The following is a 26,866-nucleotide window of genomic DNA, read 5'->3' as shown; positions in this document are numbered from 1 at the left end:
CGCGCGAGGTTGCTGGGCCGCCGTCAGGTAGTAATGGGAGGGGATAGAGTTGGGGGAATGAAGAAGCGCGCTCTCCTCGCCGGTGCTCTGGCCGCCCCCACGGCCGCCGGAATCTGGGGTGCGGTCGTCGAACCGCACCTCTTCGCCATCCGCCGCCACACCCTGCCGATCCTGCCTGCCGGAGCCGAATCCATCCGGATCCTCCACGTCGCCGACCTGCACCTGGCGCCCTGGCAGAAGCACCGTGCCTCCTGGGTCAAAGCGCTCACCCGGCTCGAACCGGACGTCGTCGTCAACACCGGTGACAACCTCTCGGCCGATATCGTGCCCGACGTCCTCGACGTCTTCTCCGGTCTGCTCGACACACCCGGAGTCTTCGTCCTGGGGTCAAATGACTTCTTCTCGCCGCAGGCGAAGAATCCCGCGAAGTATCTGCGCTCGCCGTCCCAGGTCAAACACCGAGTGAACCCCGATCTCGATGTCGAGGCCCTCGTCCGCGGATTCGAAGAACCGACATCCCCGTCGGACTCGTCGGCCGGTAGTCAGGGATGGCATTTCCTCGACAACACCGAGGCGACCCTGACGATCAAGGGCACTCGGATCCACTTCACCGGGCTCGGCGACGCCCATATCGACCGCGACCGGATCCGTTGGAGTGGGGGAGCACCCGGCAAGGGCGTGCTTGAGCATCCGCGGTTCGATTCCGAGGCCGGGCTCAAGGTGGGCGTGACACACGCCCCGTATTCGCGGACCTTGGAGGCGTTCGCCTCGGCGGGGGCGGACCTCATCATGGCCGGACACACTCACGGGGGACAGATCCGCGTGCCCTTCTGGGGTGCGCCGGTGACGAACTGCGACCTCGATCGGACACGCGCACGCGGAGTCTTTCCGTACAGGAAGAGCCTCGTCGCCATCTCCGCCGGTCTCGGATTCTCACCGTACTCACCAGTGCGTTTCGCCTGCCGACCCGAAGTCAGCGTCTTGGAACTCGTCGCAATGGCCTAACCCGTTCAGCGGTTTCTGAAGATCTGCACAAGGCAAATTCGTTAAACTGGCTACCATGGTGTCTCCTGAGTCAAACGCCCCACCCACAAAAATGGGCGCGTTCATGCAGTTCGTGGCCGTCAGCGCAGTGGCGGGAATCGTCGCTGCCGGTCTGGCCATTCCCGGAGTCGGTGTCGCAACAGCCAGTGCGAACAGCGCTGTCGAGATCTTCGATTCACTCCCCGCGACCTTGGAGATCAAGGACCTCGGTGAGAAGTCGACGATGCTTGCCTCCGACGGGTCCGAGCTTGCGGAGTTCTACTGGCAGAACCGCCAGGAGGTCCCGCTGGATAAGATCTCGAAGGATATGCAGAATGCGACGATCGCCGTCGAGGACTACCGGTACTTCGAACACGGCGGCGTCGACATCGAGGGCATTGCTCGTGCAGCGGTGCACAATATGGTGTCCTCGACGACTCAGGGCGGATCGACGCTGACCCAGCAGTACGTGAAGAACGTGCTGGCAGAGAACGCGCATGCCGAGGAGGACTCCGAAGGTGTGGCTGCGGCGAAGGAGTCCGAAGGCACCGCCGGCTACGCGCGTAAGCTGCGCGAAGCTAAACTCGCTGTCGCGGTTGAGAAGAAGTACGACAAGAAGGAAATCCTCAACCGCTACATGAACATCAACAACTACTCGGGATCCCCGAACGTCTACGGCGTCGAAGCCGCCGCCTACCGGTACTGGGGCATCCACGCGAAGGATCTCAACATCCAGCAGTCGGCGATGCTCGCCGGAATTGTGCAGAACCCCTCGGCGTTCAACCCGCAGCGGTTCCCCGACCAGGTGCTCAAGCGTCGCAACACTGTGCTCGGGCAGATGCTCAAATACGACCACATCACGCAGAAGGAATACGACAAGGCGGTCAAGACCGACCTCGACCTCGACCTGCATGAGACCCCGAACGGCTGTTCGGCTGCCAAGAGCAAGGCAGAATTCTTCTGCAACTATGTCCAGAACGTCATCATGAATGACGACACCTTCGGCGACACGGCTGACGAACGCCTGGCCTTCCTCCAACGTGGCGGTCTGAAGATCAAGACCAGCCTCAACCCCGATATCCAGAAGATCGCGGACAAAGAGATCAAGAAGCGCGTTCCCGTCGGCGATCCCTCCGGTGCCGGCCATGCCCTGGTGACGATCGAACCTGGAACCGGTGAAGTCATCGCCATGGCCGAGAACCGTGAGTACACGGTCGGCGAGGTGAAGAAGAAGGACAAGAACAAGAAGACCTCGATCAACTACACCGTCGACAAGAAGCACAACGGCGGCGGTGGCTTCCAGGTCGGTTCGACGTGGAAGCCCTTCGTCCTGACGGCATGGTTGAAGGAAGGCAAGAGCCTCAACACCACCGTCAATGCGACGAAGCGCAATTTCCCGGCCAGCTCCTGGAAGTACGAGGGCTGTCCGAACATGGGCGGAGACTGGGACCCGAACAACGCCGGCGACGGTGAAGGCAAGGGTTCGATGACCGCGCTCGAGGCGACGAAGAAGTCCGTCAACACGGGCTACGCGGCCATGGGCAACCAGCTGAACATGTGTGACATCATGGATACCGCGATGGACCTCGGCATCCGCTATGGCAGCGGAGAAGCGCTCGACTACAAGGACAAGTCCGGCTTCATCCAAGCCCTGTCACCGTCGTCGATCCTCGGTACGACGGAGACCACCCCGATCGCCATGGCCGCGGCGTTCGCGACCTTCGCGAACGAGGGCGAATTCTGCGGACCGAAGCCGATCATCGAGATCAAGGACCGCAACGGCGAGAAACTCGACCTGCCCGGCGAAGGCTGCAAGCGAGTGCTCGACAAGGAAGTGGCCAAGGGCGTCGCCTACGCGCTGACTCAGACGTTCAACGGCGGTACGACGAGCTCGTTGAAGATCGGAGTGCCGGCAGGCGCCAAGACCGGTACGACGAACTTCGAGGTCGGTCACACCTGGCTGCTCGGCTTCACCAAAACCCTGTCCACAGCAGTGTGGACCGGTGATCCGGGGGGTACTCGCGACTGGCGCACCAACGGCGCCGGTGCCGTCCGAGGCCACATCTACGGTGCGACCATCTCCGGTAAGACCTGGCAGGCATACATGAGTCAGGCGGTGAAGGAGACCAAGGGTAACACCGGGTTCCCGAGGCCGAGCAGCAAGTACTTCTCCGGCGGCGGCTCCGGCGGTGGCGGCGGTTCGTCTACCGGCGGAGGCGGCACCGGAGGCGGCGGTGGCGGCACCGGCGGAGGTGGCGGTGGCGGAAGCCACGGCAACGGCGGTGGCGGCGGAAACGGCGGCGGCGGAGGCGGCAACTCCGGAAACAACGGAGGCGGCGGCAACAACGGCGGCGGAAACGGCGGTGGCGACGGCGGCGAGGCGCCTGGCCTCGGCGGCAACTGAGCCGATGAGATGCCGGTCGTGACAAGCCGATAGAACCCAGCGGAGACCGTTCCGGTGCAGGCGGGGAGGACCAGATCCTCCCCGCCTTCGCTGTCTCACTTTCACGGGTGTCGCCACAGCGAAACGGCAGTGACCGCCGCCCACGGAACACAGGTGCCCAGCGTGCCCAGTCTGGGCTAGTGTGGGGAACGGACCAGCGTCGTCGACCGCACCAGGAAAGCCTGGTCATACCGGATCACCCGGACCGCCTCGGCGACGCACCGACAACTCAGGAGAACCATGACCAAGTGGGAATACGTCACCGTGCCGCTCATCGTCCACGCGACGAAGCAGATCCTCGACCAGTGGGGCGAGGACGGATACGAACTCGTGCAGGTCGTCCCCGGCCCCGACAACAACGGACTCGTGGCCTACCTCAAACGCCCCAAAGAGTGATCTGAACCGGCAGGACCACTGACACCTCACCCCCACCGAAAGAAGAACAATGTCGAAGACCCTTGAGCGCCTGAACGAACTCGGCCTCGAACTGCCGGAGATCGCCACACCAGCCGGCGCCTACGTCCCCGCCCTGCGCACCGGCAATTACGTCTATACCTCGGGCCAGCTGCCCGTCGTCGACGGCAAGCTGCCTGCGACCGGTCACCTGGGCACGGACGTCGACCTCGACACCGGTTACCAGCTGGCACGCACCGCCGGGCTCAACGCTCTGGCCGCCATCGCCGGAGTCATCGGCGATCTCGACAAGATCGTGCGCGTCGTCAAGGTCACCGGTTTCGTCAACTCCGCCGACGACTTCACCCAGCAGCCGGCCGTCATCAACGGCGTGTCCGAGCTCTACGGTGAGATCTTCGGAGACCGTGGGCAGCACGCCCGCAGCGCGGTCGGTGTGAACACTCTGCCCCTGGGCACCCCCGTCGAGGTCGAGGTCATCGTCGAGGTCTCAGGCGATGCCGCTTAGCGGACGTACTCTTCCCGTTTCGTCGGAACTGCGGTGGCTGCTTGACCACTGGCAGTCCGACGGACGGTGGCCCGTCCCGGAGGCCCCGCGCCCCACCTCGGCGATCGTGCTGATCAGGGATTCCGCGGACGGGCTGGAACTCTTCATCACCCGGCAGCTCGACGCCCGCGGCGTCGAGGACCGCAACCGGTGGGCATTTCCCACCAGCAGCCTGCGCCCGGGCGATGTGCGGAAGCTGCCTCTGGCCGGATGGAATTCGGCCCGGTGCGCCCGTGCGCTGAGCATCGAGAACAAATCCCGCGCCCTGCACCACTTCTCCGCGGCCGCCCGCATCACCTTCGCAGCCACAGGAATCCTGCTCGCCGAGGATGTCGACCGGGAGATCGTCGCCACACCGCAGACGGACTGGCACACCACCCGATCGAGACTGTTCTCGAACGAAGTGTCCTGGTCACAGGTATTACGCGACCGTGACCTGAGGTTGCGTCCCGACCTGTGCAAACCGTGGCTGCGCTGGATCAACACCCCCACCCAGCTGCACCGGTTCGACACCACCTATTTCATCGCCACCGTGCCCTTCGGCCAGGACGTCGACTTCCTGTCGCCGAATGAGACCTCCGCCGGTTGGAAACGCCCCGGCCAGATACTTAACGAGGTGGGAGGAGACCCCGACCGCATCGGCGCGGCTGCCCGCATCATCGTCGAAAGCCTCGCAGAGGTCCCGACCGTGGGTGCGGCCATGGCGCAGATACGCAACGTCCACCCGCTGCGTCCGGAGATCGTCGATGACGACGGCGACTGGAAGGTCGTCATCCACACGGGCAAGGACCCCCACAGCAAAGGAAGCCTGCGCGACCGGGCCGTGGCCGTCGGCGAGACCGACAACGACCAGAGTCCCGGCTTCCTGACATTCAGCGGCGACGACGATGACGAAACGACAGACGAGGAGAACGACGACTCATGAGAATCCGTGCGAACAACCCCGGCCCGATGACCCTGACCGGTACGAACACCTACGTGCTCACCAGCCAGGATGACTCGTCCGCGGTCGTCATCGATCCGGGCCCGGAGATGGCCGATCACCGCGATGCCTTCCTCGCCGAGGTGGCCGACCGTGATCTGGCGGCGATCGTTCTCACCCACCAGCACGCCGATCATTCCGAAATGCTCGGGAGCATCGAACAGTGGGCACCAGAGGTTCCCGTCTACGCCGTGCTGGAGCGATTCGCACGTCATACGGATCCGGTGACAGACGGCGACGAGATCGCCTTCGGCGACACTCCGGCCGATGTGCTGCGCGTCGTTGCCACCCCCGGGCACACGAGCGACAGCATCAGCCTCATCCATGCCGGGGCCCTTTACAGCGGCGACACGATCCTGGGGGAGGGGACGACGATCGTCACCCACCCGGAAGGCTCCCTGGGTGACTACCTGGACTCTCTCGACCGTTTGAAGGAGCTGTTCGACGCCGGGGAGTTCGCCATCATCGAACCGGCCCATGGTGAGCGCATCGACGCCCCCGCCGAGGTGATCGACTACTACCGCTCCCACCGACTCGAACGCATCGAGCAGGTCAAAGCGGCACTGGAGCAGGGCGCGAAGACGGCCTCGGAGGTATGCGACATCGTCTACCACGACGTCGACCCCAGCGTGCGGCCGGCGGCCGAGCAGATCGTCAAGGCTCAGCTGGCCTACCTCGACGCCCTGCCCGCCGCCGACGACGCCTGAGAGCTGCGGAAGGGCTCGAACAGCGCAAGCTGACACCACGCCCCGAACACGAAGGACGCCCCAGCCGAATCGGCTGGGGCGTCCTTTCACTGCGGCGTCCACGGGCCACTGGGGCCGCACGTCGCCGGGAGGATCAGCGGGCGCGGTTGCGCATCCGGTCCATGTCGAGGATGACGACGGAGCGGGCCTCGAGACGGATGAAGCCGCGGGCGGCGAAGTCGGCCAGTGCCTTGTTCACGGTCTCACGCGAGGCACCGACGAGCTGAGCCAGCTCTTCCTGAGTGAGGTCGTGAGCGACGAGCACACCGTCGGGAGCCGGCTTCGAGAAGCGAGCGGCGAGATCGAGCAGAGCCTTGGCGACACGGCCGGGCACATCGGAGAAGACAAGGTCGCCGACGGTCTCATTGGTGCGACGCAGACGCTGGGCGAGGGCCTTGAGCAGGTTCATCGCGGCCTGCGGACGCTCGTTGAGCCAAGTGGTGAGGTCTTCGTGCTTGAGGCTGAGCAGCTCCGACTGGGAGACGGCAGTGACAGAGGTCGAACGCGGGCCCGGATCGAAGAGGCTGAGCTCACCGATGATCTCGCCGGGGCCGACCACGGACAGCAGGTTCTCACGGCCGTCGGAGGACTCACGGCCGATCTTGAGCTTGCCCGAGGAGACGATGTAGAGCTCGTCACCGGCATCGCCCTCATGGAAGAGCACGGTTCCCCGACGGAGACTCCGCGGGTTCATGAACTTCATCAATGCACTGGTGGCTTCATCGTCCAGACCTGCGAAGAGCGTCGCGCCCCGCACCACTTCAATATCCACTGGTTCCTCCTTGTCGTGATAATCACACACAAATCTACCTGGTCATCTGCATCGATACCAGCAAAGACGCGGGAGTGTGGCCCATCAGTATGAAAACCTCTCCCGCACCGCCCAACACGACTCCCGTCCACACCATTCCCGCAGCCGGCCAGAACAAGGTGCGCAGATCCGGGCGCGAACATGATTCACGGGTGTGACCGGCATGACTGCGGAATGACAGGGCACGGATTAGGATGGTGAGTCGTGTTGACTGTGGCAGAGAAGAGCGCGCGGAAGTTCGCGAAGGAGACCCCGCTGGGACGAACCCGCCGGGCGCGGAAGATCCATCGCATCCTCGCCGAGGTGTATCCGAACGCGAAGTGCGAGCTCGACTTCGAGACTCCGTTCCAGCTGCTCATCGCTACCGTCCTCTCCGCCCAGACCACCGATATCCGCGTCAACTCGGTCACCCCGAGCCTCTTCGCCGCCTTCCCCGACGCCCACGCCCTGGCCGTGGCCAATCTCATCGAGGTCGAGGAGCACATCCGCTCCACAGGGTTCTACCGGGCCAAGGCCCGCAACATCGTCAAGCTCGCGAACGAACTCGTCGATGAATACGACGGCGTGGTGCCGAACAAGCTGGACAAGCTCGTCAAGCTCGCCGGAGTCGGACGAAAGACCGCGAACGTCGTCCTCGGAAACGCTTTCGACACCCCTGGGCTGACCGTCGATACACATATGGGCCGGCTGGCCCGCCGCTTCGGTTGGACCGAGGAGACCGATCCGGTCAAGGCCGAGCACGAGATCGCGGCCCTGTTCCCGAAGAAGGACCTCACCATGCTCTCGCATCGGGTGATCTTCCACGGCCGCCGCATCTGCCATTCCCGCAAGCCCGCCTGTGGAGCCTGCCCCCTGACGGCGCTGTGCCCATCGTTCGGGATCGGGGAACTCGACCCGGACAAGGCACGTGCCATGCTTCGGTTCGAAATGGCGCCTTTGGCCACTCCCGCCGAGGAGGCTGTCCCCGAGGAGGGACGATGAGCGCCCGAATCCCCGACCTTCCACCCGAATCGGCGACGATCGCCGATGGGGCCCTGCGCGGGCAGCTCGAAGATCTCGCTGCCTCGCACGGGTCCCCGCTGTGGCTGCGCCGACAGAAGGACGCCGCCGAGCAGTCCGCCCGTGACGCCGCCGTTCTCATGCTCTTCGGGCGCGGGGGAGAGCCTCGCACCGAGGCGGGAGGCGCAGAAGCATCGCGCCTGGCCGAACTCGGCGTCGCCGATGTCGACATCGTTCTTCTACAGCGGGCCGCGACCCTGCGCCATCATCCCGGACAGGTCGCCTTCCCCGGTGGCGGTCGTGACCCCGAAGACGATTCCATGGCGGCCGCCGCGCTGCGTGAAGCGGAGGAAGAAGCCGGAATCTCCCCGGACACCGTCGACGTTCTCGGAGAGATGGGTCCACTCTATATCCCCGTCTCGAAGTTCGAGGTCACTCCGGTCATCGGCTATTGGCGTCAGCCGGGCCAAGTCCAGGTGATGGATCAGCGGGAGTCCTACTCCGTCTATCGGGTGGCCATCGCCGATCTCGTCGCCCCAGCCAACCGCGGAACCTTCGCCCGTCCCGATCTGAAGATCTCGACTCCGGCCTTCGACGTCGGAGTCCTCAAGGTATGGGGCTTCACCGCCGGCATCCTCGACTTCGCTCTCGACCATCTCGGCTGGGCCGGCGAATGGGACAAGAAGGCTCCCATCGCCATCGACTTCTGAATTCGGCCCCTGCGGATCCGGCCCCGGTCAGCGCTGCCCGGCCTTCGCTCTGAACAGCACCGCGGCCCACACCGCCGCCGCGCCGAGAATGAGCAGACACCAGCCGACAGCGAGATAGCCGGAAGCGCCCATCTCGGTGCCGATGAGCAGTGCGCGCAGAGCGTCGATGATCGGAGTGATCGGCTGATTGTCGGCGAACACCTCCAACCACCTCGGCATCGTCTCGACCGGCACGAACGCGCTGGAGACGTACGGGAGGAAGAGCAGGATGAAACCGTATCCATTGGCGGATTCGGGAGACTTCGCGGCGAGGCCGATAGCGGCGAAGAGATACGTGATCGCCAGAATGTAGAGGGTGACGAGTCCGACGGTCGCCAGCCATTCGCCCACTCCGGCGGAGGGGCGGAATCCGATGGCGACGGCGACGAGGAGGACGATGGAAGTGGCGAACAGATTCCTTGCGAGGCTCGCCGCCACGTGCCCGGTGATGACGGCAGACGCTCGCACCGGCATCGTCCGCAGCCGGTCGACGAACCCGGAGGTCATGTCCGAAGCTACCGACAGCGAGGTCGAGGCGGCACCGAAGCCGGCGCAGGTGAGGATGATTCCGGGGACGACGTAGTCGACGTAGCCGCCGTCGGGATCGAGGGCGCCGCCGAAGACGAAGGTGAACATGAGCATGAGCATCACCGGCAGAGCGACGGCCATGAGCAGCGATTCGACGTCGCGAACCGCGTGACGCAGGCTCCTGCCGATGAAGGTCGCCTCGGCGGAGAGCCCTCGAGGGCGTGTACGGGAGACCCCGCGGGGGAGGGCAGAAGCGGTGGTCGCTGCTGTGGTCGGTGTGTCGGTGCTCGGGTGACTGTGTGACATTGCGTTGTCCTCTCTGGACGGTGTGGAGAGCGGAGACGTGGGATTGGACATCGAACACTCAGTGAGGCGAGCCGGCAGAGGTGAACGCGAGGAAGACATCGTCGAGGCTGGGGCTGTGCAGCGAAACCGAGGCCCGAGGCGATCGGGAAGTCCACGGCTCGAGCGCCGAGGCGAGACCCGAGACGGTGCCGTCGGTGGCGATCTCATCCAGTTGAGTTCCGTCTGTTCCGCGGATCGACACGGTGTCCTCGCCGATGCGTGCCTTGAGTTCTGCCGGTGTGCCCAGACCCGCCATTCGGCCGCTGTCGAGCAGGCCGATCCGGTCGGCCAGTGCATCGGCCTCGTCGAGGTACTGGGTGGTGAGGAACACCGTCGCGCCGCCTCGGGAGAGCTCGCTGACTTCGTCCCACAGCTCCTGCCGGGAGCGGGTGTCCAGCCCGGTGGTGGGTTCGTCGAGAATGAGCACCTCGACGGGGACGACGAGGCTGAGAGCCAGGTCGAGGCGGCGACGCATGCCGCCGGAGAGTGCGGCGACCCGGGTGGACATGAAGGTTGTGAGGCTGAGCTTCTCGGCGAGGTCGCGGCTTCTCGCTTTCGCGGCACTCCGGCTCAGCCCGGAGAGCCGACCGAGGAGGACGAGGTTCTCTTCGGTCGAGAGATGGGCATCGACGGCAGCTGACTGTCCGGTGACGGCGAATCGCCGCTTCGCTTCGGCGGGTGACTGACGCACATCGACGTCCATGACCCGAACCGATCCGGCATCGGGGCGGACGAGCGTGGTGAGGATATTGATGCAGGTGGTCTTCCCTGCGCCGTTGGAGCCGAGAAGCGCGAAGACCTCGCCTCTGTGCACGTGGAGGTCGAGCCTGTCGAGGACGGTCGTCGTTCCGAAGCGCTTGCTTACCTGTGTGAAGGAGACAGCGGGAGGCCGGACATCATCCGTAACGATGTGCCCTGTCGGTTTCGGCGACGGAGCCGTTGAGTCATGTGCGGTGCTGGTGGAACTGTCGGTGGTCAAGGTGGGAGTCCTCTCACGAGTCGTGGTTCCGGGAAAAGAGTTCTGTATATGACAGAAACTGTATATGACACTAACACGCAATATATGCCATACACAATATAGACTGACGGCATGAGCACGGATGATCTGATCGAGCAGCTTCCCAGCGGAATCGCACTGGCCTGGGGTGTGGCGGCGACTCCCCAGCGGGGACCGAAGAGGGAGATGAGCGTCGAGAAGATCGTCGACGCTGCGATAGAGATCGCCGACAGCGACGGGATCCAAGCGGTGTCGATGTCGGCGGTCGCGAAACGACTCGGATACACGCCGATGTCGCTCTACCGCTATGTCAGCTCGAAGGACGATCTGCTCCTGCTCATGCAGGAGGAGGCGACCGGTCTGCCGCCGGAGGCTGCCGAGGAGGATCTCGGCTGGCGGGCACGACTCGGTGAACTCTACGAGGCGCAGTCACTGATCTATGTCCGACAGCCCTGGCTGCTGTCGATGCCGATCACTGGCAGCCCGATCACCCCGAACAGCTCGGCCTGGCTGGAGGCCGGCCTCGAGGCGCTCTCGGATACCGGTCTGACCGAAGAGGAGCGGATCGCCGTCTCCCTGCTCGTCACCGGTGCCGCCCGCTGGAAGGGAATGATCGCCGCAGGCTATGAGGAGCAGAGTCGAACGACCGGCTTGGATGCCGCCGAGGTGGCGTCCCGGGAGCAGCGGCTCTTCGACGCGGTCATCACCGAGGATGGGTATCCGTTCCTCAGAAAGGCGATCGATGCGGGGGTCTTCACCTCGGAGTCCGATCCCTTCGACTTCGGACTCGAACGCGGCTTCGACGGAGTGGAGGCCTTCATCGACGGGGTCGAGCGCAGGCGGAGCGGCGCCGAATCCGGGACGGCGGACGGCTCGGGCGCGACAGCCCCGGCCGACTCCTCCGGCGACGCTGCCGGGGAATCGGCTGATGGGAAGGCCATGATCGCTGATGATGACCCCGATGTCATCGCCGATAAGAAGCTGCGGGAGGCCCAGAAAGCCGTCAGGCAGGCGCAGAAGGTGCTGGCCGAAGCGCGCAAGCGGGAACGTCAGGTGCGACGTGAGGCCAAGGAGCGGGTGGCGAAGCGGCGCTGACTGCGAATGCGTTGAGTGAGAAAGTGACAAGCGGCGCCGGACACGATGTCCGGCGCCGCTTCATTGTCTCGCTGTCGAGGACCGAGCGGGTCCTGTCAGTAGTGGTTCAATAACGGGGTCCCGAGGGGTTCTTCACTGCGCGCTTGACCGAGGCCACGAGCGATTTGGCCGAGCCGATCGCGGTGCCGGGGACCGGGTTGCCCTTCTTGAACAGCGGGAGTGCGACAAGCACGAGGATGATCGCGATGACGGCGAGGATGCCGAAGACGATGAGGAAGCTGCCCCACCACGGCCAGCCCAGACCCTCATGGAATGCGGCCGCACCGGCGAAGATCACCATGAACGAGGACAGGAAGAGCAGGAAGAGCGCGACGACGGCCAGTCCCGCACCGATGCCCAGGTTCTTCGCACCGGCAGTGGCTTCGGCCTTGGCAAGGGCAATCTCTTCTTCGGCGATCGCTTTGGAATCGTCGCTGATGCCTTTGATCAGTTCGCTGATGGACCGTTCGGCCATGAGAGCTCCTAAATCGAGAACGAGGACAATCTAACTTAAGAGTAGTCTGAACGCGCCCTTCGGCCAAAGGCGAATCGGCGGGGAATCGGGAAAACCCGTCGGATCCCGACGACGGCCGCTATGCGGCAGGGTCGTCTGTCACCGACGGGTCAACCGAGTCCGGCCTCAGGGCGAGAGGCTCAGCTTCCTGCGACGGACTTCTCGATCTGGTCCATCACCGAGGCGTCGGCGAGGGTCGACGTATTGCCGACCTCCCGGTTCTCGGCGACGTCCTTGAGCAGACGGCGCATGATCTTGCCGGAGCGTGTCTTGGGCAGGTCCGTGACGATGTGGACCTTCTTCGGCTTCGCGATGGGGCCGATGTCCTTGCCCACATGCTGACGCAGCTCTTCGGCGGTCTCAGGAGAATCCTCGACGCCGCCTACGACGATGACGAACGCAATGACGGCCTGACCCGATGTGTCGTCGGCAGCGCCGACCACGGCCGCCTCGGCGACCTTGGAATGGGCGACGAGCGAGGATTCGATCTCCGCGGTGGACAGGCGGTGACCGGACACGTTCATCACGTCGTCCACTCGACCGAGGAACCAGATGTCCCCGTCCTCATCGCGGCGGGCGCCGTCGCCGGCGAAGTACGTGTTTTCGAACCGTGACCAGTAGGTCTCCTTGAAGCGCTCCGGGTCTTTCCAGATTCCGCGCAGCATCGACGGCCACGGGCGGCGGATGACGAGCAGTCCGCCTTCGGGGCCCGCCGGTTTCTCGCCCGAATCATCGACGACGTCGACGGAGATGCCGGGGATCGGACGCTGGGACGAACCGGGCTTGGTCGACAGCACGCCGGGCAGGGGAGCGATCATGTGGGCCCCGGTCTCGGTCTGCCACCAGGTGTCGACGATCGGGCAGCGCTCACCGCCGATGACGCGGTGGTACCAGCGCCAGGCCTCGGGGTTGATCGGTTCGCCGACGCTGCCGAGCAGGCGCAGGCTGGACAGGTCGTACTTCGCGGGGATCTCCTCGCCCCACTTCATGCATGTGCGGATCGCAGTCGGGGCGGCATAGAGGATCGTGGCCTTGTACTTCTCGATGATCTCCCACCAACGGCCCTGATGCGGGGTGTCGGGGGTGCCTTCGTAGATGATCTGAGTCGTGCCGGCGGCCAGCGGGCCATAGGTGACATAGGAGTGACCGGTGACCCAACCGACGTCGGCGGTGCACCAGAAGACATCCGTTTCGGGTTTGATGTCGAAGACGGCCTTCATCGAGTACAGCACCTGGGTCAGGTAGCCGCCGGTGGTGTGGAGGATGCCCTTGGGCTTCCCTGTCGTACCGGAGGTGTAGAGGATGAACAGCGGGTGCTCCGAGTCGAAGAACTCGCATTCGTGTTCGTCGCTGGCCTGGCCGACGGAATCCTCCCACCACTGGTCGCGGCCCTCGACCCAGTCGACGTCCTGACCGGTGCGCTTGACGACGAGGACGTGCTCGACCGGGGTGTCTCCCTGGGAGATCGCTTCATCGACGGCGGGCTTGAGGCTCGTGGGCTTGGCGCGACGGTAGCTGCCGTCGGCGGTGATGACGACGCGGGCTTCGGCGTCGATGATGCGCGAGTGCAGAGCATCGGCGGAGAATCCGCCGAAGACGACGGAATGTGCCGCACCGAGGCGGGCACAGGCGAGCATCGAGATCACGGCTTCGGGGATCATCGGCAGGTAGATGGCGACTCGGTCTCCGCTTTTGACGCCGAGATCGGTCAGCGTGTTCGCCGCCTTCGACACCTCGGCGAGGAGTTCGGCATAGGTGAAGATGCGGGAGTCGCCAGGCTCGCCTTCGAAGTTGATGGCCACCCGGTCGCCATTGCCGGCGAGGACGTGACGGTCGAGGCAGTTGTAAGCGACATTGAGCTTTCCGCCGACGAACCATTTCGCAAACGGCGGGTTGGTCCAATCGAGGACCTCGCCGAAGTCTTCGTGCCAATCGACGAGCTCACGGGACTGCTCAGCCCAGAAGCTCAGATAGTCTGCCTCGGCGCGTTCGTATTCGTCTGCCTTGACGTTGGCGTTCGCGGCGAACTGCTCAGGCGGGGCAAACGTCTCGGTCTGCTCGGCAGCGGTTTCGGTCATGCTTTCCCTCCGACTTCCTTGGTGGATCGAAAATTCTAGTTGCACTGTATACCTGTGCTCGAGGGCAGTGGAGGGCAGTTTCACTCGATGAGCGGGGAAATCGGGGGTAGCCGCCGCACAGTTCCTGTGGTATGGCTCACATGTTTTCGGCGGTCTTGGGGAGACCGAAGGGCCGCCTCGGCGGGAGAATGAGGAGTTATCGACGTGCCTGAGAATGGGCATATGAGTGCACAGGAGGCCTGTGTTCTGCAAGGATGGGGTCAGAGTCTGTCGGGATCTGTCCCGCGCGGACACGGAAACACTGTTAGCTTTTCCCCGAGATCGACTGGAGTCAGCGATGAGTTCGCCGCAACATCCAACCGGGTCCGGCCCACAGCCGTGGCAGGATCAGCCCCCGCAGTACCCGGGCCAGAACGTGCAGCAGCCCGGTGGCCAGCCGCCGGCCTACGGTTCGGGGCCGGGACAGTTCGGTTCGGCTCCCGGGCCGGCCTATGGTTCCGCACCGGGACCCTACGGTTCGGCTCCGGGACAGCCCGCCGCACAAGGACCCTATGGTTCAGCCCCGGCCCAGTACGGTTCGGGACCCGGCCCTTACGGTTCTGCTCCGGGTCATTACGGATCGGCGCCGGGACCCTATGGTTCGGCTCCGGGACAGGGCCAGTTCGGTCAGGCGCCCGCGCCGAAGCAGAAGACCGGCCCGGGAATCCTCGGCCCGCTGACTCTGCGCGACCTCTTCCTCCTGTTCGCCGGGCTGCTCGCCTTCATCGCACTGTTCGTGCCTTACCGGGGATACAGCTACGGCCTCGGCAGCGGGACGATGACTCTGTGGCACTGGAATGTCGCGGACATGGGCGCGCTCGTATTCGGAGTGCTCACGATCCTGCTCATCGTGGCGGCCGTGCTCGTCAACAAGCTCGGCAACAGCCGACTGCGGGTCGGATCGCTCAGCCTCGACCAATTCATCTCCGTGCTCTCGGCGATCGCCTTCACCTATGTGTTCGTCGATCTGCTCACTTCGGCGGTCTACTGGCATGTGGGTTCGTACCTGACGTTCTTCGCCGGCCTCATCGCGTTCTTCGCCGGAGTATTCACGATGCTGCCGTTCTTCGCCAAGGAATTCTCCGGCCGCGAGGACATCGAAACCCATCCGAAGGCGCGCCCTGTCACCAAGCACACCCAGCATCCGGCACCAGTGGCCAATGTGCCCGGTGCTGCCGGCCCGGGCGCCGGTGCACCCGGATTCACGCCCTACGGAGCGGCTCCGGCCGGTGCGGGACAGGCGGGGCCCGGTCAGCCGGATCAGTTCGGTCAGCCGGGCGGCCCGGGACAGTCCGGCCAGCCGACTCAGTACGGTGCGCCCGGACAGCAGGACCAGTTCGGCGGTCCGGGACAGTTCGGTGGTCCGGAACAGCAGAACCAGTTCGCCGCTCCCGACCAGCTGGCCCAGCCTTCGGACCAGCAGAACCAGCCCAGCCCCTACGCTCCGCCGCAGGAGCAGGATTCCGAGCGTTCGGCCGGCTCCTTCGCCGCACCCGCTGCTGCAGGCACCTCGGACGCGGGCGCTGCGCCCGAATCCGCGGAAGCGGCATCGGACCAGGCTTCGGCCGACGGGCCGGTGCACAGCACCGGTGACGGACAGACCTATCTGGGCCGTCACGATTCGGACGCCCCACAGCATTCGCAAAGCGAACCGACTCAGGCATTCGGCGTCGGAGCCGGCCAGCCGCAGACCGATGCGACCGGAGACCAGACCGCCTCTGCGGACAGCCAGGCCGCTGGATCGGGCAGCCAGCCTGCAGCGTCTGACGCCGAGTCCACGCAGTCAGATGACAAGTCGCACTCGGGCGCCGTGGCCGCTGCCGCAGGTGCCGGAGTGATCGGTGCCGGTGCTGCCGGCGTCGCTGCCGCGCATTCGGATTCCGAACGTCGCCGCGGCCGCCACGCCGCTCCCGAAACGGAGTCCGACGCGGAATCGACGCCCGGCGCGGAAACGACCGACAACGGGTCGGCAGCTCAGCAGGATGAGGCGAACGACGACACGTCCGCGGACCGGTCCGCTGCCGCCTCGGCGACGTCGGACGAGACCCCCGCAGTGGTGTCACCGGCCGAGGGCAGCGACCTGGTCTCCAAGGTCAACGCCAAATCGTCGGACACGAACGTCGCCGAAGGTGCGAACGTCGCCGGCGCGAACTCGGCTGCGCAGTCCTCGACGGATGCCGATCAGGCTTCGACAGGAAACGCATCGGAAGACGCGACCTCGGCAGATGCGGCGTCGAACGCTTCGCCATCGGATTCCCCGGCATCGACCGACGGGACCACGGCGCAGGGCTCGGACGACGACGCCAACATCCGCTCCACCGAAGCCACCGTCAGCACCCCGGCCGACGACAAGGTCGTGTCAGATGACGAACCCACCTCAGAAGGCAAGATGGGCGCGGACGATGACGAACAGGCGACCGCTGTGATGGAGCCGGCAGTCAACTCGGAGCGGACCACCGCTCCCGAAAGCGAAGAGCCGACTCAGTACGTTCCCGTGGCCGACTATGCCAACCGGCCGGAAACCGACGGGGGCGCGGAGAGGTCGAACGACGAGACCATGGCGCAGACTGCCGTCGACAACCAGCCGGTGCCCGCCGATGCGGGGCAGAACCGGTCCGGCGATGCGCCGAACAACGGACGGAACGCCGATCAGGACAATGGTCAGGCTGAGAGCCAGGACGGTGGGCGCCCCATCATCCAGGCCTTCTGGTTCGCCGTTCCCGAACCGCGCGAAGCCGTGGACGAGACCACCGGAATGCCGGTGTTCACGATCTACCCCGGTGACTGGTACCTCAGCCTCGAGGACAACGGATCCTGGTTCAAGGTCCGCGACTCCGACGGCAGCACCACTGGCATCCTGCGCAATATCGAAGGAATCCAGCGCGGTTGATCCGACCGGGATGCACTCGCACGTCAGCGTTGTGGACGGACTTCGGTCGAATCGGTGCCCGCCGACACCACACAATGTGATCGGCCGGTCGGCCCACAGCAGCTGACGTGGGCGGAGGCCGCCGACTGCCGCTAGGGGCGTCTCCTGTGACTCAACCTCACAGGAGGCGCCCCTTCGTCGTCCCATCCACAGGGCGGCACTCGGGTCTGGCCGGTGACAGCCGAGCGGGTCCAGGCTCGGTGCATGCAGGTAGCCCTCATCACCGACCTCGGTGCGATCACCGAAGAATGCGCCCGAGTGGCCGAAAGCATCGGCATCTCGCTGACCGTCCTGCCTCCCGACTCCGGAGGCTGGCAGTCCGCGTCGCTCATCCTCCTCGGCGAAGACGTCCGCGAAGCGCCCGCCACCGACCGGGCAGACACGATCCTCGTCGTCCTCGACGATGACGAACCCTCCTCGACCTGGGCGAGGGCCGCGCACCTCGGCGTCGACCAGCTCGCCGTGCTGCCTGCCGCCGCGGAATGGCTGAGCGGGCGGATGATCGCCGCTGTCGAACCGCCGACGGCACCTGGGACCACGGTCGGCGTCGTCGCCGGATGCGGGGGAGCCGGCGCCTCCGTGCTCGCCTGCGCACTCGCCCGGCGGGCCGGAGCCGATCACAGCACCGTCCTCGTCGACGCCGACCCGCTCGGCGGGGGACTCGACCTCGTCCTCGGTGCCGAACAGGCGCCCGGTCCCCGGTGGACCGACCTCAGTGCCTCCCGCGGACAGCTGCGGCCCTCCACCTTGGCCGAAGCGCTGCCCCGCCACGACGGACTCGCCCTTCTGTCCTGGGGACGAGACGACACCGTCGACCTCGATCCGGACGTCTTCGACGACTTCCTCGCCGCGGCCGGCCAGGCCTTCGACCTCGTTATCGTCGATCTGCCCCGCCACGCCCCGCCTCAGTGGACCCGGCGCTGCCATCACGTCCTCCTCGTCTCCCCGGCCCGGGTCCGATCCGCCGTCGCCTCCTCCCAAGTGGCCAAGCGGCTCTCCCACGCCCACCCGGATGTGCGCCTCGTCGTCCGTGAAACCGGGGCCGGCGGTCTCGACGCCGACCTCCTCGCCGATTCCATCGGGCTGAGCCTGGCCGGGAGCATCCGCGATGATCGGGGCCTGTCCGCCGCCGTCGACCGCGGTGAGGGAATCCCAGGCGGCGCGCACCTCGGCCGCCTCGTCGACCGATTGCTGGGGGAGTGGGTGGAATGAGCGAATGGCTCGACGCTTCGCTCGTCGCCGATGTCCGCAAAACGCTGCTCGACAATCCGGGGCCGGTGACCACGGCCGCTGTCGCCGAGGCGGTCCAGCGCACCGGGCGCGTGCTCGGTTCCTCCGCCCTGCTCGAACTCGTCACCCGGCTGTCCGCGCAGCTGTCAGGGGCCGGCCCCCTGCAGTCCGTGCTCGAGGTGCCCGGTACCACGGACGTGTTCGTCAACGGGCCCCGTGAGATCTTCGCCGACACCGGTGACGGTCCCCGACTGCTCGACCTGACACTGGGAGCGGAAGAGGATGTGCGGTCCTTGGCGGTGCGTTTGGCCGCCCTCGGCGGGCGCCGGCTCGACGACTCTTCCCCCTATGTCGACGTGCGCCTGCCCGATGGGGTGCGGATGAACGCGATCGTCCCACCGATCTCCGGGGAGACGACGACGATCAGCTTCCGCGTACCCAAACGGGCCGGATTCCCCTATTCCCAACTCTGCGCTGAAGGATTCGTCCCCGATGAGATCAGCCCTCTCGTCGCCGAGGCGGTCACCTCACGGGCGAACATCCTCGTCTCCGGCGGGACGGGCACGGGAAAGACCGTCCTCCTCGGCGCCCTGCTCTCCCTGGTCGAACCGATCCAACGCATCGTCATCGTCGAGGACTCCCGCGAACTCATCGTCACCCACCCGCACACCGTGCAGCTCGCCGCGCGTCAGGCCAACGTCGAAGGCGGCGGCGAAGTGACCCTGACCGACCTCGTCCGCAACGCCCTGCGGATGCGGCCCGACCGCCTCGTCGTCGGGGAATGCCGTGGTGCCGAAGTCCGGGACATGCTCACGGCCCTCAACACCGGTCACGAAGGTGGGTGTGCGACGATCCACGCGAACACCGCCGAGGCCGTGCCCAGCCGGGTGGCCGCGCTCGGTGCGCTGGCGCAGATGAGCCCGGACGCCGTGTATTCGCAGTTCTCCACCGCCATCGACCTCGTCATCCACCTGCGCCGCACGGGCTGCGAGCGGGGAGTCACGGAACTGGCGATCCCGACGAGGACCGGATCCGAGGGCGTGGTGATGGAACCGGTGTGGGGTCGCCCCGCACCGTCGACGCCCGGCACCGTCAATCGGCGTGCCCTGGCCCGGTTCGAAGCCGTGCTCGAACAGAAGTCCGCGCAATGATCGTCCTCACCGCCATCCTCGTAGCGGCCGGAGTCATCCTCGCCTCGCCCCCGGACCCTGGTTCCAGGCTGCGGGAGCTCCTGCCTCATGGCGAGGGCGGCGAATCGGTGCGGAAAGGCGTGCGCGCCTTTTTTCGCCGAGGCGGTCACACCGCCGATGATCAGTCCGAACGTCTGTGGGCGATCGCCGCTGTGGAGAACTGCGCCCACCTGCTCAAAGTGGGGATGACCCCGCAGGCGGTGATGAGCACGCTGAGTCGCCGCAACGACGCTCTGACCCCGATCTCACGAGCGATTTCCTTGGGCGAGGAACCCGGACGCGCCATCGCCACTCGCAGCTCCGGATTGTCGGAGACCGCCGCTCACGTGCTGTCGGGAATGGCCGCCGTGTGGACGGTGTCCGAACGCTCCGGAGCACCTGCAGCCGAGATGATCCTCCGGTATGCGGCGGCGCAGAGAGACGCCCTCGACGCCGAACGCGAACGTCGCATCGCCATGGCCGGACCGAGGTCGACGGTCCGGGTGCTCAGCTGGCTGCCGCTCATCGGCGTCGGTCTCGGGCTGCTCATCGGCGTCCGACCTCTGGAACTCATCACCGGGCTGCCGGGACAGCTGAGCATCGGTGCCGGCCTCCTCCTGTACGGGGTCGGCCGGTGGTGGATGCGGACGATGATGCTCAGGGCACAGAGGTGACCATGCTGATTGTGCTCATCGGGGTCTGCGTCGGACTCGGCGTGCTCCTGTGGTCCGGACCGACCCGCGGGAGACTGCAGAGCCTCCTCGGCGAGGGCCGATCCGTTCCCACCGACACCGAGGCAGCCACTGGGGAGGCAGGAACGCCGGAGTCGGGGACAGCAGGAGCGGTGGCCGATGATCAGCTCGCGTTCGACCTCGACCTCGTGGCGATCTGCCTGACCTCCGGCTTGCCGATTCCCGTGGCACTGACCCTGACCGCCGAGGCGACCGCTGATCGGTCGGGCCTGCAGAGGATCGCCCGTGCAATGACCATCGGAGGGCGCAGGCTCGCCGACGACGATCGTTTGCTGCCGGTGCTCGAGGTCTTCGAGTTCTCCGAACACACCGGCGTCGGCCCGGCACCTCTCATCGAATCCGTGGCCGAGGAGCTGCGGGCTTCCTCTCGCCGGCGTCGGCAGGAGGCAGCCGCCTCTCTGGGTGTGCAGCTGGTGCTGCCTTTGGGCGTGTGCATTCTGCCGGCGTTCCTGCTGCTGTCGGTCGTTCCGGTCGTCATCTCACTGCTGACCGACCTCACGACCGTGTTCTTCTGAAGCGGTGACCTGGTTTTCAGACTCGACCGATAGGCTCGGGACATGGCACCGGTCACACCATTCAATCAGCTGTCCAATGTCGAACAAGCCGAGGACTACGCCGAGAATCTCTTCATCGGTCGATCCGTGCGTCTGCGGCCGTTGAGGGAGGATGATCTGCCGTATCTCGAACAGTGGTGGTTCGATCCCTCGATCGTTGTCCTGCAGAATCACACGGTTCTGCCGCGGCCCGAAGGGGGTGTGTCCGAGCAGTTCTCGCAGTGGAGCGCGAACACCTCGAGCGAGGCAGTCGGCTTCAGCATCGAGCTGACCGAAACCGAGGAGTTCGTCGGCCATATCACCCTCTACGGACGCAACCCCATCAACCAGTCCGCCACTCTGGCGATCGTCCTCGGCCCCGAATTCCACGGCCGCGGATACGGTTCGGATGCGGTGCGACTGGCAGTGAAATACGGGTTCCTCCAACTGGGACTCAATCGCATCGAGCTGCAGACCTGGGCATTCAACACCCGCGGAATCGCCTCTTATACGAAAGCCGGATTCGTCGAAGAAGGCCGTCGACGCGAGGCCGTGTTCTTCAACGGTCGGCGCCACGATGAAGTGATCATGGCCATCCTCAGAGACGACTGGGCCGGCAACAGCTGAGGCGTCGGCGCCACTGACTCGCACGCCGTTTCCTGTGGACGGCGCCTCCACTCGCACACCGTGAGCCTGTGGATGCAGAACCCGTTTCCACAGGGGCGAATCCGGCCCTGGACACGGCAGCATGCCGACTCCCAGGCTGAAGGTCCGCTCGCAGAGTGCGAACGGGGTTTCAGCCAAGGAGGAGAGCATGGTTACCACATCACCGTCCCCGGAGATCGAGGATCCGCCGGCCGGGCACATCGAACCGGTCGAGGACCACAGTGAGATCGAACAGTTCTGGGAACCCGACGCCGGAGCGACCACAGCCGAATATGCGATCACCACTCTGGCCGCGTGCGGATTCGCCGCACTGCTCGTCGTCGTCCTCAAATCCGAACCGATCAAGGAACTCATCACCGGGGTCATCTCCTCGGCGCTCGGTCTGGGAAGCTGAACCGTCATGGCATGCGGACGCTCCTGTCAGCGGCAGGGAGGATGGGATCGCGATGCGGGAACGGCGACGGCGGAATTCGCCGTCGTCATGCCGGCCGTCGTTCTTCTCATCGTGCTGCTCGCGGGAGCCGCCGCTGTCGGGTTCTCCCAGCTGCGAGCCTTCGACGCGGCACGGTCCGCGGCCCGTGAGATCGCCCGCGGCGAACCCCAGGCCGCAGTCGTGTCCGAAGCGAAGAAGCACGCCGGTGACTCCTCCTCGGTCCGCGTTCGAGCCGACGGCGGATACTCGGTCGCCACGGTCACGATCGAACTGCCGGCCGCGATCTTCTTCCTCGACACCGTCGACGCGGATGCCACCGCACGTTTCGAAGGGGACCGAGGAGGGCCGTCATGACGAACATCGTCGTGGGACTCTGCTCGATCGTGCTCGTCCTCGTCACCGCCATCGGCAGCCTCGGCCAGGCCTTCGTCGCCCACAGTCGGGCACAGAGCGCCGCGGACCTGGCGGCGCTCGCCGCCGCAGACGCCGTGCGCGGACTGGCCACCGGGGAACCGTGTGAGACGGCGAAGGAGGTAGCGACTCGCAACGGCGGACACCTCAAGGACTGCCGTGCGTCGTTGAGTGAGCAATCCGCCTACGTCGTCATCGAAGTCGACATCCCGGGACCACTGCCGAAGGTCAGAGAGGAGGCGGTCGCCGGAAAATGAGAGGGATCGCTACCTGAGCACGGTGCGCAGCAGCCGCAGCGCAGCGTCCTTCTCCAACGGCTCGTTCCCATTGCCGCACTTCGGCGACTGCACACAGGACGGACAGCCGTCGATGCACTCACATGCGGCGATGGCGTCCCTGGTCGCCCCCAGCCATTCTTCGATGACCTCGCTGCCGCGCTCGGCGAAACCGGCACCACCGGCCAGACCGTCATAGACGAACACCGTCGCCCGCCCGGTGTCGGCGTGCAGGGCCGTCGACACGCCGCCGATATCCCAGCGGTCACAGCCGGCGAAGAGCGGCAGCAAGCCGATCGAGGCATGCTCGGCGGCGTGGACCGCTCCGGGCAGGTCTCCGGAGACGACTTCGGCCTCGTCGAGGACGCTCTGCGGAATCGTCCACCACACGGCCTTCGTCCGCAGCGTGCGCTCCGGCAGGTCGAGCTCATGTTCGGCGATGATCGCTCCACCGCGCTTGGCCCGCATCCGGTAGGCGACGACCTGATCCTTGACGTCGACGGTGCCGCTGCACACAGCCACCCCGGAGGGCAGAACCCGCTGCGCATCGGTGTCGACGATCGAGATCTCCGTCTGCGAGCGCGGCTGAGTCGTGTAGTCGACCTGGGCACGTTCGACGGCGACGATCCGGTCCTCGAGGTCGAGATCGAGGACGGTGAAGTCGATGCCCTGATGCGTGTACACCGCTCCCGGATGGGCTCCCGTATGTGCACCCGATTCGTCGACCGTGCCCAGCAGAGTGCCGGTGCTCGCTTCGACCAGGCTGAATTGACCGCCGCCGGAGCCGCGGATATCGGACAGGTCGGTCGCTGGTTGGTCCTTCGCCCAGAACCATCCGGTCGGACGTGCCCGAAGCATCTTCCGTTCCACGAGATCGTCAATGACTTCGGACGAACTGTCCGGGAAGTGCACGAGGTCGGCCGACTTCAGCGGCACCTCGGCGGCGGCCGCACAGAGGTGGCCGGAGAGCACGTGCGGATTGCCCGGATGGATGACGCCGGCGTCGACGGGGGAGTCGAAGATGACTTCGGGATGGTGGACGACGAAGGTGTCGAGCGGATCATCGCGGGCGATGAACACCGCCATCCACCGCTGCCCGGCTCTGCCCGCGCGTCCCGCCTGCTGCCACAGGGAGGCCAGGGTTCCCGGCCAGCCGGAGATGATGACGAGGTCGAGGCCGGAGATGTCGATGCCCAACTCCAGAGCGTTCGTCGATGCCACGGCCAGCAGCCGACCCGAACGCAGCGCCGTCTCGAGCATTCTGCGCTCTTCGGCCAGGTACCCGCCCCGGTATGCGGCGACCTTGCCGGTCAGGGTGTCGTCCACCTGGCCCACCTGGTCTCGGACCGTCTGCGCCAATGCTTCGGTGCCTCGGCGCGAGGCGATGAACGTGATCGATCGATATCCGGCGCACATGGAATCGGTGATGACATCGGCGGCCTCGACCAGGCCGCTGCGCCGGTCCCCGCCCGGTGACACAGGAGGCTCCCACAGGGCGAAGCTGCCGGCTGCACGTGGGGACGAATCCTCGGTCACCGCGTGAGCCGGCCGGCCGGTCAGCTTCGCAAAGGCCACATCCGGGTCCGCCATCGTCGCCGAGGCTCCGATGACGACCGGCGAGGCGCCGTAGTGGGCGGCGATGCGCAACAGGCGGCGCAGGATGAGCGCGACGTGGGAGCCGAACACTCCGCGGTAGCGGTGGGCTTCATCGATGACGATGAATCGCAGGTTCTTGAACATCCGGGTGAAGCGCTCGTGCTGGGGCAGAATGCTGCGGTGGAGCATGTCCGGGTTGGTGAAGATGATGTTCGCATGCCGTCGCGCCCAGTCCTTCGAGACCTGAGAGGTGTCCCCGTCATAGCTGGCCGGGCGCATGCCCTGGATGACGAACCGTTCGAGTTTGGTCAGCTGATCGGCGGCCAGAGCCTTCGTCGGAGCGATGTAGATCGCCGAGGCGGTGCGCAGCTTCCCGCGCGTCGCTTGGATCGCTTCGAGCACCGGCAGCCAGAATCCCAAGGACTTGCCCGACGCGGTGGGGGTGGCGATGACGACATCGGAACCGTCCCTGGCCGTCTGCGCCGCCTCGAGCTGGTGCTGCCACAGAGCGTCGACGCCGATGGAATGACAGGCGTGTTTGAGTTCCTCGTCGATCCAGTCCGGCCACTCGGCATCCCGTTCGAAACGCTGCGGGATATCGCGGACATGGACGATCCGCTCATCTCGGGCACCGAAACCGGTGACGATGTCGAGAAGAGCAGAGGAGGCCATGAGTCAATTATGGCGCAGTCGCTAGGATTCTTCTGTGACTGATCTGCCGTTGGCCCACCTGGGCGAGACCCTCTACCGTTCCGGATACACCGAACCACGGCTGCGCCGGTTCTGGGGCGGCCCGACCTCGGAGGCGCTGCTGCGCAACAACGCCGCCCCCGCCATCCACCGCTGTACCCGGACGCTGGCGGACCCGTCGTCGACGTTCGCCGACCGGGCCATGGCCAGTGCGGCGCTGCTCTTCCACTTCCACCGCCCAGTCCCGGTCGCCGAGGTCCGAGCCCTGCTGGGGGAGTCCTTCGACACCGCCGCCGAGGCGGGGCTGATCACCGTGGACGACGACGAGGTGATCGCCCCCTTCGCCCTGACCCCCTATGATCTTCCCGTCGGTGTTCCGCGCGGCTTCCGTCCCGGGGACGAGAACCTCTACCTCGTGGCCGACCACGGCACCCTGACCACACCGGATGTCCTCGACGGCGAGTTCGTGCTCGGACTCGGCGGAGCCGGCCGGACGCTGGTGTCGATCACCCCGCGCGATCACGTCGGTGTGGCCGCCGACATCGGCACCGGCTGCGGAATCCAAGCTCTGCTGCTGGCCCGCCACAGCGACCGAGTCATCGCCACCGACATCTCCCACCGAGCCCTGCGTCTGGCCGAACTCTCGGCTGGACTCAACGGCGTGACGACGATCGAATTCCGGCACGGCTCGCTGCTCGAACCATTGCACGAACCCGTGGATCTGCTCGTGTCGAATCCGCCGTTCGTCATCACCCCGCGCAGCACGGACACCACCTTCGAATACCGGGACGGTGGAATGACCGGGGACCGACTCGTTCGGGAGCTCTTCACCCGGATCCCCGAGAACCTCACCCCGGGCGGTCGTAGCGTCTGCCTCGGAAACTGGGAAGCCGCCTCGGTGACGGACGAAGGACCGGAGACCTGGGTCGACGATGACGACATGTCCGTATTCGTCATCGAACGCGAAGCCCTCGACCCCATCGCCTACGCCGAGACGTGGATCCGCGACGGCGGGATCCCTCGCGCCAGCACTGCCTGGAACGACGCAGTCGCCGCATGGCTCGACGACTTCGACACCAGAGCTGTGGATGAAGTCGTCTTCGGATACGTGCTGATGGCGAAGTCCGATAACGATGTGCCAACGATCGGCACCGACGACACCGCGATCGGCGACGCCGCCTCGGACGTCGACCGCGGACCGTCGGGGACGGCCGAGGGAGTGTTCAAGACCCGGGTCAGGGTCACCTCGGCGCCGGCGAACAATCCGCACGGACTCGCAGAGTTCCTCACCACGATCATCGCGATCCGGTCGTGGCTGGCAACGGCCGGACCGGAGGAGATCGCCGCGACCGCTTTCACCCGCTCACCCGACCTCGTCGAACATCGCCATTTCGTTCCCGGGGCGCCGGAACCCAACTCGATCACCTTGGAGCAGGGGATCGGCTTCGGGCAGATCTTCGACCTCGATACGGCGTTGGCCGGGTTCGTGTCCGTCGCGGATGGGACGCTGACGCTGCGACAGACTGCCGGGGCCTTGGCTCAGCTTCTCGAGGTCGATGCCACGGCACTGGAAGACCAACTCGTGGCCCAGGTCAGAGCCCTGTGCGCGGCGGGTGCACTGCTGCCCGACGGCGGTTCGATCGGGAGCTCGACGACGGGGACGTCGGCGGAATAGGGATAGGATCGGAAACCGTTGACCCCATGTTCGAGCCGAGATCGGACGAGGTCCGGGCAGCATCCGGGCCGCAAGGGCCGATGAGGAACGTGTCCGTTCAACAGTGTTACATTGGGCCGGATCGTCCGTTGCAGCGGGCAGCTGATGCCGTGAGAGGAATG

The 26,866-nt window shown here is 65.8% G+C and carries 25 protein-coding genes; 19 read left to right on the top strand and 6 right to left on the bottom strand.

The window, feature by feature from the left end:
- Positions 1-57: 57 nt before the first annotated feature.
- From ACSBQT_RS09715 to ACSBQT_RS09690, 6 genes are all read left to right on the top strand, one after another.
- A complete protein-coding gene (locus tag ACSBQT_RS09715; protein ID WP_410710780.1) occupies positions 58-1,005 on the top strand; it encodes a metallophosphoesterase in 948 nt (315 codons plus the stop codon).
- A 55-nt stretch (positions 1,006-1,060) separates the two neighbouring features.
- Positions 1,061-3,427 (top strand): transglycosylase domain-containing protein, encoded by a 2,367-nt coding sequence (locus ACSBQT_RS09710; protein WP_435001647.1) that lies wholly within the window; start codon positions 1,061-1,063, stop codon positions 3,425-3,427.
- 279 nt (positions 3,428-3,706) lie between these two features.
- Complete coding sequence (locus tag ACSBQT_RS09705) at positions 3,707-3,862, top strand: hypothetical protein (protein WP_009883339.1); 156 nt, start codon at positions 3,707-3,709, stop codon at positions 3,860-3,862.
- Between the two features lie 49 nt (positions 3,863-3,911).
- Entirely contained in the window at positions 3,912-4,385 is a 474-nt protein-coding gene (locus ACSBQT_RS09700) for a RidA family protein (RefSeq protein ID WP_062244853.1), read from the top strand.
- Positions 4,375-5,349, top strand: coding sequence for a hypothetical protein (locus ACSBQT_RS09695; protein ID WP_410710778.1), 975 nt, complete (start codon positions 4,375-4,377; stop codon positions 5,347-5,349). Before ACSBQT_RS09700 ends, ACSBQT_RS09695 begins: the two co-directional genes overlap by 11 nt.
- Positions 5,346-6,113, top strand: coding sequence for an MBL fold metallo-hydrolase (locus ACSBQT_RS09690; protein WP_410710777.1), 768 nt, complete (start codon positions 5,346-5,348; stop codon positions 6,111-6,113). The genes ACSBQT_RS09695 and ACSBQT_RS09690 overlap by 4 nt, the downstream gene beginning before the upstream one ends.
- A gap of 133 nt (positions 6,114-6,246) precedes the next feature.
- Here the strand turns inward: ACSBQT_RS09690 and ACSBQT_RS09685 are convergent, their stop codons facing one another.
- Positions 6,247-6,924 (bottom strand): Crp/Fnr family transcriptional regulator, encoded by a 678-nt coding sequence (locus ACSBQT_RS09685; RefSeq protein WP_101545702.1) that lies wholly within the window; start codon positions 6,922-6,924, stop codon positions 6,247-6,249.
- Positions 6,925-7,167: 243 nt separating this feature from the next.
- Between ACSBQT_RS09685 and nth the strand changes: the two genes are divergently transcribed.
- Together nth and ACSBQT_RS09675 are read left to right on the top strand one after the other, a co-directional pair.
- Positions 7,168-7,944 carry an endonuclease III gene (gene nth, locus ACSBQT_RS09680; RefSeq protein WP_139468712.1) on the top strand — a complete coding sequence of 259 codons (777 nt, stop codon included), beginning with the start codon at positions 7,168-7,170 and terminating at the stop codon, positions 7,942-7,944.
- Positions 7,941-8,672, top strand: a complete 732-nt coding sequence (locus tag ACSBQT_RS09675; protein ID WP_410710776.1) for an NUDIX hydrolase — start codon at positions 7,941-7,943, stop codon at positions 8,670-8,672. The genes nth and ACSBQT_RS09675 overlap by 4 nt, the downstream gene beginning before the upstream one ends.
- 27 nt (positions 8,673-8,699) lie before the next feature.
- On the opposite strand, the gene ACSBQT_RS09670 is transcribed toward ACSBQT_RS09675, so the two are convergent.
- Together ACSBQT_RS09670 and ACSBQT_RS09665 are read right to left on the bottom strand one after the other, a co-directional pair.
- Positions 8,700-9,545 (bottom strand): ABC transporter permease, encoded by an 846-nt coding sequence (locus ACSBQT_RS09670; protein WP_435001646.1) that lies wholly within the window; start codon positions 9,543-9,545, stop codon positions 8,700-8,702.
- A gap of 58 nt (positions 9,546-9,603) precedes the next feature.
- Positions 9,604-10,563 carry an ABC transporter ATP-binding protein gene (locus tag ACSBQT_RS09665; protein ID WP_435001645.1) on the bottom strand — a complete coding sequence of 320 codons (960 nt, stop codon included), beginning with the start codon at positions 10,561-10,563 and terminating at the stop codon, positions 9,604-9,606.
- A 111-nt stretch (positions 10,564-10,674) separates the two neighbouring features.
- Between ACSBQT_RS09665 and ACSBQT_RS09660 the strand changes: the two genes are divergently transcribed.
- Entirely contained in the window at positions 10,675-11,676 is a 1,002-nt protein-coding gene (locus ACSBQT_RS09660; protein WP_410710773.1) for a TetR/AcrR family transcriptional regulator, read from the top strand.
- A gap of 106 nt (positions 11,677-11,782) precedes the next feature.
- Here the strand turns inward: ACSBQT_RS09660 and ACSBQT_RS09655 are convergent, their stop codons facing one another.
- Together ACSBQT_RS09655 and acs are read right to left on the bottom strand one after the other, a co-directional pair.
- The gene (locus ACSBQT_RS09655; RefSeq protein WP_025778074.1) at positions 11,783-12,190 is read right to left on the bottom strand and encodes a phage holin family protein; all 408 of its coding nucleotides are present in this window, start codon (positions 12,188-12,190) and stop codon (positions 11,783-11,785) included.
- A gap of 179 nt (positions 12,191-12,369) precedes the next feature.
- Positions 12,370-14,307: an acetate--CoA ligase gene (gene acs / locus ACSBQT_RS09650; RefSeq protein ID WP_410710772.1), complete on the bottom strand. Its 1,938-nt coding sequence runs from the start codon at positions 14,305-14,307 to the stop codon at positions 12,370-12,372.
- Between the two features lie 337 nt (positions 14,308-14,644).
- On the opposite strand from acs, the gene ACSBQT_RS09645 reads away from it, so the two are divergent.
- From ACSBQT_RS09645 to ACSBQT_RS09605, 9 genes are all read left to right on the top strand, one after another.
- On the top strand, positions 14,645-17,236 hold the full coding sequence (locus ACSBQT_RS09645) for a hypothetical protein (RefSeq protein WP_435001644.1): 2,592 nt from the start codon (positions 14,645-14,647) through the stop codon (positions 17,234-17,236).
- Positions 17,237-17,479: 243 nt separating this feature from the next.
- The gene (gene ssd / locus ACSBQT_RS09640) at positions 17,480-18,487 is read left to right on the top strand and encodes a septum site-determining protein Ssd (protein WP_435001643.1); all 1,008 of its coding nucleotides are present in this window, start codon (positions 17,480-17,482) and stop codon (positions 18,485-18,487) included.
- Positions 18,484-19,656 (top strand): TadA family conjugal transfer-associated ATPase, encoded by a 1,173-nt coding sequence (locus ACSBQT_RS09635; protein WP_410710769.1) that lies wholly within the window; start codon positions 18,484-18,486, stop codon positions 19,654-19,656. The genes ssd and ACSBQT_RS09635 overlap by 4 nt, the downstream gene beginning before the upstream one ends.
- Complete coding sequence (locus tag ACSBQT_RS09630) at positions 19,653-20,348, top strand: type II secretion system F family protein (RefSeq protein ID WP_410710768.1); 696 nt, start codon at positions 19,653-19,655, stop codon at positions 20,346-20,348. The genes ACSBQT_RS09635 and ACSBQT_RS09630 overlap by 4 nt, the downstream gene beginning before the upstream one ends.
- A 2-nt stretch (positions 20,349-20,350) precedes the next feature.
- The gene (locus ACSBQT_RS09625; protein WP_410710981.1) at positions 20,351-20,941 is read left to right on the top strand and encodes a type II secretion system F family protein; all 591 of its coding nucleotides are present in this window, start codon (positions 20,351-20,353) and stop codon (positions 20,939-20,941) included.
- A 42-nt stretch (positions 20,942-20,983) separates the two neighbouring features.
- Complete coding sequence (locus tag ACSBQT_RS09620; protein ID WP_410710767.1) at positions 20,984-21,586, top strand: GNAT family N-acetyltransferase; 603 nt, start codon at positions 20,984-20,986, stop codon at positions 21,584-21,586.
- A 187-nt stretch (positions 21,587-21,773) separates the two neighbouring features.
- Positions 21,774-22,019, top strand: a complete 246-nt coding sequence (locus tag ACSBQT_RS09615) for a DUF4244 domain-containing protein (RefSeq protein ID WP_410710766.1) — start codon at positions 21,774-21,776, stop codon at positions 22,017-22,019.
- 6 nt (positions 22,020-22,025) lie between these two features.
- Positions 22,026-22,412 (top strand): TadE family type IV pilus minor pilin, encoded by a 387-nt coding sequence (locus tag ACSBQT_RS09610; RefSeq protein ID WP_435001642.1) that lies wholly within the window; start codon positions 22,026-22,028, stop codon positions 22,410-22,412.
- Complete coding sequence (locus ACSBQT_RS09605; RefSeq protein WP_410710764.1) at positions 22,409-22,726, top strand: Rv3654c family TadE-like protein; 318 nt, start codon at positions 22,409-22,411, stop codon at positions 22,724-22,726. Before ACSBQT_RS09610 ends, ACSBQT_RS09605 begins: the two co-directional genes overlap by 4 nt.
- A 9-nt stretch (positions 22,727-22,735) precedes the next feature.
- On the opposite strand, the gene ACSBQT_RS09600 is transcribed toward ACSBQT_RS09605, so the two are convergent.
- The gene (locus tag ACSBQT_RS09600; protein WP_410710763.1) at positions 22,736-25,012 is read right to left on the bottom strand and encodes a DEAD/DEAH box helicase; all 2,277 of its coding nucleotides are present in this window, start codon (positions 25,010-25,012) and stop codon (positions 22,736-22,738) included.
- A gap of 34 nt (positions 25,013-25,046) precedes the next feature.
- On the opposite strand from ACSBQT_RS09600, the gene ACSBQT_RS09595 reads away from it, so the two are divergent.
- Entirely contained in the window at positions 25,047-26,705 is a 1,659-nt protein-coding gene (locus tag ACSBQT_RS09595; protein WP_410710762.1) for a methyltransferase, read from the top strand.
- The last annotated feature ends 161 nt before the right edge of the window (positions 26,706-26,866 follow it).

It is taken from the genome of Brevibacterium sp. H602, from assembly GCF_051172395.1.
Classification (GTDB): domain Bacteria; phylum Actinomycetota; class Actinomycetes; order Actinomycetales; family Brevibacteriaceae; genus Brevibacterium.
Note: the sequence above shows the minus strand (reverse complement) of the source record. Positions and strands in the feature narration are given on the sequence as shown.

Coding starts and splice junctions, on each gene's coding strand:
- ACSBQT_RS09715 (WP_410710780.1), top strand. CDS start 58: ATGAAGAAGCGCGCTCTCCTCGCCGGTGCTCTGGCCGCCCCCACGGCC.
- ACSBQT_RS09710 (WP_435001647.1), top strand. CDS start 1,061: ATGGTGTCTCCTGAGTCAAACGCCCCACCCACAAAAATGGGCGCGTTC.
- ACSBQT_RS09705 (WP_009883339.1), top strand. CDS start 3,707: ATGACCAAGTGGGAATACGTCACCGTGCCGCTCATCGTCCACGCGACG.
- ACSBQT_RS09700 (WP_062244853.1), top strand. CDS start 3,912: ATGTCGAAGACCCTTGAGCGCCTGAACGAACTCGGCCTCGAACTGCCG.
- ACSBQT_RS09695 (WP_410710778.1), top strand. CDS start 4,375: ATGCCGCTTAGCGGACGTACTCTTCCCGTTTCGTCGGAACTGCGGTGG.
- ACSBQT_RS09690 (WP_410710777.1), top strand. CDS start 5,346: ATGAGAATCCGTGCGAACAACCCCGGCCCGATGACCCTGACCGGTACG.
- ACSBQT_RS09675 (WP_410710776.1), top strand. CDS start 7,941: ATGAGCGCCCGAATCCCCGACCTTCCACCCGAATCGGCGACGATCGCC.
- ACSBQT_RS09670 (WP_435001646.1), bottom strand. CDS start 9,545: ATGTCACACAGTCACCCGAGCACCGACACACCGACCACAGCAGCGACC.
- ACSBQT_RS09660 (WP_410710773.1), top strand. CDS start 10,675: ATGAGCACGGATGATCTGATCGAGCAGCTTCCCAGCGGAATCGCACTG.
- ACSBQT_RS09655 (WP_025778074.1), bottom strand. CDS start 12,190: ATGGCCGAACGGTCCATCAGCGAACTGATCAAAGGCATCAGCGACGAT.
- acs (WP_410710772.1), bottom strand. CDS start 14,307: ATGACCGAAACCGCTGCCGAGCAGACCGAGACGTTTGCCCCGCCTGAG.
- ACSBQT_RS09645 (WP_435001644.1), top strand. CDS start 14,645: ATGAGTTCGCCGCAACATCCAACCGGGTCCGGCCCACAGCCGTGGCAG.
- ssd (WP_435001643.1), top strand. CDS start 17,480: ATGCAGGTAGCCCTCATCACCGACCTCGGTGCGATCACCGAAGAATGC.
- ACSBQT_RS09635 (WP_410710769.1), top strand. CDS start 18,484: ATGAGCGAATGGCTCGACGCTTCGCTCGTCGCCGATGTCCGCAAAACG.
- ACSBQT_RS09630 (WP_410710768.1), top strand. CDS start 19,653: ATGATCGTCCTCACCGCCATCCTCGTAGCGGCCGGAGTCATCCTCGCC.
- ACSBQT_RS09625 (WP_410710981.1), top strand. CDS start 20,351: ATGCTGATTGTGCTCATCGGGGTCTGCGTCGGACTCGGCGTGCTCCTG.
- ACSBQT_RS09620 (WP_410710767.1), top strand. CDS start 20,984: ATGGCACCGGTCACACCATTCAATCAGCTGTCCAATGTCGAACAAGCC.
- ACSBQT_RS09615 (WP_410710766.1), top strand. CDS start 21,774: ATGGTTACCACATCACCGTCCCCGGAGATCGAGGATCCGCCGGCCGGG.
- ACSBQT_RS09610 (WP_435001642.1), top strand. CDS start 22,026: ATGGCATGCGGACGCTCCTGTCAGCGGCAGGGAGGATGGGATCGCGAT.
- ACSBQT_RS09605 (WP_410710764.1), top strand. CDS start 22,409: ATGACGAACATCGTCGTGGGACTCTGCTCGATCGTGCTCGTCCTCGTC.
- ACSBQT_RS09600 (WP_410710763.1), bottom strand. CDS start 25,012: ATGGCCTCCTCTGCTCTTCTCGACATCGTCACCGGTTTCGGTGCCCGA.